Below are 6,424 nucleotides of genomic sequence, written 5' to 3'. Positions count from 1 at the left end.
AGGCAGGGTGTGTAAGCGTTGTGAGGCGTTGAGCTAACCTGTACTAATGACCCGTGAGGCTTAACCATACAACACCAAAATGGTTTTGCTCGGATATCTAAGTCCTTGTAAGAAAATTGACTGAGAAAAGTCAGCTTAATCCAAATTCAGTTTTTGTCTGATGACAATAGCGCTGTGGCCCCAAAGGGTCCCATGCCACTCTTTGCTAAGCCCAAGAAGTGGAACGCCGTTGCGCCGATGGTAGTGTGGGCCAAGCTCTAATAGAGAGTCCATGTGAGAGTAGGTCATCGTCAGATACCAGTTATTGCTTGGTGGCAATAGCGCTGTGGAACCACCTGATCCCTTGCCGAACTCAGAAGTGAAACGCAGTTGCGCCGATGGTAGTGTGGGAGTTCCCATGTGAGAGTAGGTCACCGCCAAGCGCCATTTAGAAAAAGCCCTGTTCGAAAGAACAGGGCTTTTTCGCATTTTTAGTTTGGCAAAAACATCATGGGTTGCAGCCAACAAGCCTGCTTCCTTGCCGCTATACCAAGTGCTGCGAAGTGAAACGCGGTTGTGCTGATGGTTGTGTGGCAGTGATGGCATAGTCCATGTGAGCCTAGGTCATCGTCAGACACTTATTTAGAGAAAGCCCGAATCGAAAGAGTCGGGCTTTCTCGCATTTGGCGTTTGCTAAAACGCTTCTGTTCGTCACCATATTTCAGCTGTTGTCGTGCGATCGATGTCGCTTTACCTTAGCTATAAAAAAATCCCGAATCGATGATTCGGGATTGGGTACGACGCCGCGCTAGTTTACCGTTTTTGCATTACGAACATCTGATAACCGAACTCGCCTAAGTGATCGGCGTAGATCTGCAGTTCATGCTTGATGTCTTTTATGGCTTGAGAGTCCGGCATGCAGCCCTGTAACTCTGCAACCCTTGCTGTTAGCGGCACCGAGTAGTTATCCCAAGCTTGGCGGCTTAGGGTGAAGGTATCCAGTAGTTGATAGCCAGCTTGTTCGATCTGGGTAAGGCGTTCGGCAACGGTGGTCATTGCTGGGTAATCGTTGCTCCAGAACGCTTTGGCGGCTTGGGCTGGGCTATCGACTAACCAGACTAGGTCGCTTAATACCAGTACGCCATCTTGTTGCAGCAGCGGTTGCCACTGCTGCAAAGCGGCTTCAACCCCCATGATGTAGGCGCTGCCTTCACTCCAGATCAGGTCAAAACTGTTTGCGGCAAACGGCAGTTCGGTCATGCTGGCGCAAACGGTGTTAAGGCGTCCTGCCAACTGCTGTTCGTCAAAACGGACAGCAAGGGCATCCAGTGCCGACTGTTCGTTATCAAGCGCGGTTAATTGCGCTTGGGTAGCCTCGGCCAGCGCCAGTGTTGCCAAACCTTTGCCACAGCCGATCTCCAGCAACTGTTTTGGCTCATGCGGTACCTTGCTTAGGGCTTGTAAGGTTGCTGCTTTATCGCCAGGTCCCCAACATTCTAACGTGCTGAAAACGTGCATAAAGTCAGCCATATATTGGTCGTGTTGATTCATATCTTTGCTTAACCATTTCAGATGCAGTGCGGCTTTTTCGTCAAAGCCTTGGGTTTGTAGCCATTGCAGATGTGCTTCTGGGGCAATGGCGTCGAGTTGTTGATGAAACTGTTGAAGGTCTCGTTCACCCAGCAGTCCTTGCAGCAGCGCTTTGGCTTGTTGCTTAGTCGCAATTTGCTGTTCCAGTTCTGCCAGTCGTTGGCTGAGCAACTGTCGATCGAGCTTAGCCTCTAAACATTGCTTGCACTCTTTCAGCGTCAAGCCACCCGCTTGCAGTTGCTGGATCAGTCGGACTCGTTGCAAATCGCGGTTGTGATAACTGCGATAGCCGTTGTTAAGCCGAGCGCCCTGGATTAGACCCAGCTTTTCGTAGTAAAGCAGCGCGGTGCGGGATAGCCCGGTTAGGCTTGCCAGTTGCGAAATCGAGTACATATTGGCGACATAATGTTTTAGGTTTAGCGGTGACGATAAACTATCAAGTTATAGACGGGTCAAGCATTGCTGGGTTATTGACTGCAGTTAGCCGAAAAAAAACGCGAAAAGTTGAATTTTTTCGCGGTCACCATCTCTAATTAAGTGTAGAGATGAAGCAATCACCGACGCACAGAGGTAAAGCAGATGAGAAAACTGATTTGGTTGATGGCCGCGTTTACATCAGTAGGCGTTATGGCTGCAGAGCAATCGCAGAGTTGGCCGCAACAGGATGGTGTAGTTACCGTCGTTTGGCAGCAACCAAATGAGTATCGCGACGTCAAAGCGGCCAGTGGCATCCAGTCGCGCTATCAGAATCATGTGTTTGCCACCTTGGGTAAGCATTTGCAGCGGCAGATCAGTCCGAAACTTACTGACGGGCAGAAGCTGAAGATTATCGTAACGGATCTCGATCTTGCTGGTGACGTGCGCCCCACCTTTGGTGCCAGCGCCAGTGACATTCGGGTAGTTAAGTCGGTCTATCCGCCGCGGATGAGCTTCAGTTTTCAGCTGCTGGGGGCGGACAACCAAGTACGCTTGCAACAACAGGTCGAACTGAAAGATCTGGGTTTTGACGTCGGTGGAGTAAGACGCTATTCCAACGAAGCGCTGCACTACGAGATGCAGATGCTGGACGATTGGGTAAAGCAAGACTTAACTCAAGCCCTCGCCAGGCAGTAGTTATACCAATTGACCTAAATATCTGATCACTATTGCTGGTTTAAATCGTCTCACTCTGCGTTACTCAACTTACTGGTAGAGCCACTAGCAGCGGCGTTGAATGCCTTGATTGAGACGATTTATCCTTCGCACTAGATAGACCATTTACTTAAGCAAATTGGTATTACAGCTCGATAAGACAACGCCGCCTCAGTTTGAGGCGGCGTCGTCGTATTTGGCAAGCTTAGTGGCCTTTCACCTGATTGCGAAAGTGGCCCAAGGTGGTAAACAACAGTTCCAACTGTTTTACCAGTTTCGCCAGTTGGGCATTATCGGGCTGCTGCTCGAAACTTAACAGGCTGTCGCCTAGCTCTTTGATGTATGGACCGAAGCGGTTGGCGTTGGTCACAAAGCCCGCTTCTTGGTGGAAGATTGCGGCAAACTTACCTTGGCCTTCCTGCTGCAGCTGATCTAAAACGGCGTCGGCGTCGATCCCTTGGCGGTAGGCGGTTTGTAAGCTATTACGAAGTTGATCAATGATGGTCTGATATGACACGGCGGGATCCTTAACGGGTCGACAAAACGCGGTTGAAAATTATAACCCAAGTAGGGAGTCAATATGGGGCTGCGGCGGCGATTTGCAAGCGTGCTTAAGGCGGTACTGCTGTTGGTTTGGGTGGTGCCATTCACCAGCACTGCGGCTATCACAGATAAACCGCTATTTTATCAATTAACTAAAGAGGGCCAACAGGGTTGGCTGCTGGGATCTATCCACGTTGGCCGAGCCGACTTTTACCCATTGCCAGCGGTTATAGACAGTGCGCTTGAGCGCAGTCAGGCGTTGGCCTTGGAGGCTAATCCCAATGATCCGCAGTTGGCGCAGTGGTTTAGTCAGTATGCGCTGGCTAAACAACCGCTGCCGGCGCAATTACAGCAACGATTGGCGGATTATTGCCAGCAGTTACAAGCCAACTGTAATTTACAGCTGGCGCCATGGCTGATCAGTTCCCAGCTGGCGTTGCTACAGATGGCACAGCAGGGCTATTCGGTCGACTATGGCATTGAGGCGCAGTTGATGGCGCGATTGGATGGTAAGCCGTTGTTGGAATTGGAAGGGATGCTCAGCCAATTGCAGATGTTTGATTCGCTTAGCTCGCAGGCAAATCTACAGATGTTAGAAGCCAGTTTGGCGCCGTTTGTGGTGGCGGACTTAATCTCGGCTTGGCGCTATGGCGATCAGGCGGCACTGCAGGCGTTGTTCAGCGATGAATTTGACAGTGAGGAGTTGCTGCAAGTGCTGCTGTATCAACGTAATCAGGCGATGGCCATTAAAGCCGCTGAACTGTTAGCTAAACAAAACCGGCTGTTTATTGCCGTTGGCGCGGCCCACTTGGTGGGGCCGCACAACATGGTGGAACTGTTGCGTCAGCAAGGGGTAACGGTAACAGATTGCTGGCAGCAGGCTTGTGGTTTAATTCCGCAGTAGGTAACGGATTAAGATCTGCAGATCTTGGGTAGCCGCCACCGGCTGGTAGTGTTCACTGCGGGGATTGAAATAGCCGTGAGGCAACGGGCTTAGCAGCAGATCCGCATGTTGATTCAGTTGGCTTTGTAAGGCCTTCACGCCGCGGTCGCTGTCGCATAACCACAACTGGGTTGGGCAGTTGGGTTTCAACTCCGGCTGGTCGACAATGGCGTTGCCATAAACTAACGCCGCTTTGCTGATGCTGTTGGCTTGGGTTAGCAATGGCCACGCGGCATTGGCACCAGCGCTAAAGGCCAGCAACTTAAACGGGGCGGTAGCACTGGTCAGGATCTGCTGCAGTTTTTGCTGGTATCCGGCTGCGCCACAACGGCTTTGAAAGTGCTCAAACGCCTGCGTTTCCGAATCAAACACAAAGCGCTGGCCGTTATAGGGATCAAGCACCATCACCGCACTGAAATGTCGCTCAAGTTCATCGATTAACGGCTGAAGGGTTTGATGCTGGCCGAAGATATCGGTAACCAGCAGCAGTGGTGCAGTCATAGTACATCCTTGAGACTGAAACAGGCGATTATGTCGCCATGCTAGCCTTGCTCAAGGTGCAGATCAATCGGGGTTTTTGAGCTGCGGCCGCCAATTTCGCGAACCAGCTTGGGCACCAAGAAGCCCGGCAGCAGTCGGTATAACTCCGCCATCAGCGTGCGTGCTTGGTCATCACTGACTTCATAGTGGCTGGCGCCTTGCACCTTATCCAGTTGATGCAGGTAATAGGGCAGCACCCCGACCTCAAATAAGCGCTCGGATAATGCCGCCAGAGTCGCGGCGTTGTCGTTGACTCCTTTAAGCAGCACCCCTTGATTGAGCAAGGTCACCCCAGCGGCTTTCAGTTTTGCCAGACCTGCAGCCAGTTCGGCGTCGATCTCATTGGCGTGGTTGCTGTGCAGCACCAAGATCATCTGCCACGGCGCTTGCTGGCACAACTCGACTAAGGCGTCGGTGATCCGCGCCGGCAGCACTACCGGTAAACGGCTGTGAATGCGTACCCGCTTTAGATGTTTGGCTTCGCCTAGGGCGCTAAACAACTGCTGCAGATGATCGTCGCGGGCCATCAGTGGATCGCCGCCAGAGAGCAGCAATTCGTTGATGTTGCTGTCGCTATTTAAGTAAGCCACGGTCTCGGCGATCTGTTCCTTACCGACCTTATTGTCCTGATATGGAAAGTGGCGGCGGAAGCAGTAGCGGCAATTAACCGCGCAGCCACTGCGTAACATCAACAGCGCCCGCGACTGGTACTTATGCAGCAACCCGGGTTTGGTGTTGTCTTGTTCGCCGGTGGGATCAACATTAAAGCCGGCGGCTTGGATAAATTCCGCCGCCTGCGGCAGTACCTGCAATAGCAGTGGATCGCTGCTGTCGCCTTTTACCATTTTTTCGGCAAAGGCCTTAGGCACCAGCATAGGGAACTGTTTTTTCGCGGAAAATCCGTCAGCGAAGGGGGCAGGATCGAGTGCTAATGCCTGTAATAATGCCGCCGGATCGCGGTAAGCGTCGGCCAGTTGTTGCTGCCAAGAACGGTCTAAGCACTGCACAGCTTCGGGATTTTTGGTTATCATTACGCGGTTAATATCAACAGAATTGCTGGAACCTAAGAAGATGGCATCTTATACCACGAACGATTTTAAAAGCGGCTTAAAAATTATGTTGGATGGCGAGCCATGCAGCATCATTGAAAACGAGGTGTACAAGCCAGGTAAAGGTCAGGCGATCAACCGCGTTAAAATCCGCAAATTGCTGAGTGGCAAAACCTTCGAGAAGACCTTTAAGTCTGGCGAATCCGTTGATGGTGCCGACGTAATGGATCACGAGCTGTCTTACCTGTACAGCGACGGTGAGTTCTTCCACTTTATGAACAACAACACCTTCGAGCAGATCGCGGCCGATGAGAAAGCGGTAGGCGACGCTAAGAAGTGGTTGGTTGAGCAAGACGAGTGCACCCTGACCCTGTGGGACGGTCGTCCAATCGTGGTAACCCCGCCAAACTTCGTAACTCTGGAAGTAACCGAGACCGATCCTGGTCTGAAAGGTGATACCCAAGGTACCGGCGGTAAGCCAGCGACCCTGTCTACCGGCGCGGTTATCCGTGTACCGCTGTTTATCGCCATCGGCGAGATCGTCAAAGTAGACACCCGTACTGGCGAATACGTAGAACGCGTACGCAAGTAATCCTCATCGAATGTTCGATGCAAAGAGTGGGCTAAGTGCCCACTCTTTTTGTTTCTG

General features: G+C 51.8%; 7 protein-coding genes and 1 rRNA gene. 4 read left to right on the top strand and 4 right to left on the bottom strand.

From position 1 onward, the window contains the following. Positions 1-307 precede the first annotated feature (307 nt). Positions 308-422: ribosomal RNA gene (rrf, locus tag G506_RS0112825) — 5S ribosomal RNA — on the top strand. 370 nt (positions 423-792) lie between these two features. On the opposite strand, the gene G506_RS0112820 is transcribed toward rrf, so the two are convergent. After that, the gene (locus G506_RS0112820; RefSeq protein ID WP_028117215.1) at positions 793-1,962 is read right to left on the bottom strand and encodes a methyltransferase domain-containing protein; all 1,170 of its coding nucleotides are present in this window, start codon (positions 1,960-1,962) and stop codon (positions 793-795) included. 186 nt (positions 1,963-2,148) lie between these two features. Here G506_RS0112820 and G506_RS0112815 point away from each other — a divergent pair, with 186 nt between their 5' ends. Beyond that, positions 2,149-2,682, top strand: a complete 534-nt coding sequence (locus tag G506_RS0112815; RefSeq protein WP_084631373.1) for a DUF3016 domain-containing protein — start codon at positions 2,149-2,151, stop codon at positions 2,680-2,682. A gap of 223 nt (positions 2,683-2,905) precedes the next feature. Here the strand turns inward: G506_RS0112815 and G506_RS0112810 are convergent, their stop codons facing one another. Beyond that, positions 2,906-3,217, bottom strand: a complete 312-nt coding sequence (locus tag G506_RS0112810; protein ID WP_028117213.1) for a hypothetical protein — start codon at positions 3,215-3,217, stop codon at positions 2,906-2,908. A 63-nt stretch (positions 3,218-3,280) separates the two neighbouring features. Between G506_RS0112810 and G506_RS19685 the strand changes: the two genes are divergently transcribed. Further along, positions 3,281-4,147 carry a TraB/GumN family protein gene (locus tag G506_RS19685; protein WP_051202115.1) on the top strand — a complete coding sequence of 289 codons (867 nt, stop codon included), beginning with the start codon at positions 3,281-3,283 and terminating at the stop codon, positions 4,145-4,147. Here the strand turns inward: G506_RS19685 and G506_RS0112800 are convergent. Together G506_RS0112800 and epmB are read right to left on the bottom strand one after the other, a co-directional pair. After that, positions 4,133-4,687, bottom strand: coding sequence for a hypothetical protein (locus G506_RS0112800; RefSeq protein WP_028117212.1), 555 nt, complete (start codon positions 4,685-4,687; stop codon positions 4,133-4,135). The genes G506_RS19685 and G506_RS0112800 overlap by 15 nt on opposite strands. A gap of 41 nt (positions 4,688-4,728) precedes the next feature. Beyond that, on the bottom strand, positions 4,729-5,757 hold the full coding sequence (gene epmB, locus G506_RS0112795) for an EF-P beta-lysylation protein EpmB (RefSeq protein ID WP_035387336.1): 1,029 nt from the start codon (positions 5,755-5,757) through the stop codon (positions 4,729-4,731). A gap of 40 nt (positions 5,758-5,797) precedes the next feature. Here epmB and efp point away from each other — a divergent pair, with 40 nt between their 5' ends. Further along, entirely contained in the window at positions 5,798-6,367 is a 570-nt protein-coding gene (gene efp, locus G506_RS0112790) for an elongation factor P (protein WP_028117210.1), read from the top strand. Positions 6,368-6,424: the final 57 nt, after the last annotated feature.

Origin of the sequence: Ferrimonas senticii DSM 18821, from assembly GCF_000422665.1 — a bacterium.
GTDB lineage: Bacteria > Pseudomonadota > Gammaproteobacteria > Enterobacterales > Shewanellaceae > Ferrimonas > Ferrimonas senticii.
Note: the sequence above shows the minus strand (reverse complement) of the source record. Positions and strands in the feature narration are given on the sequence as shown.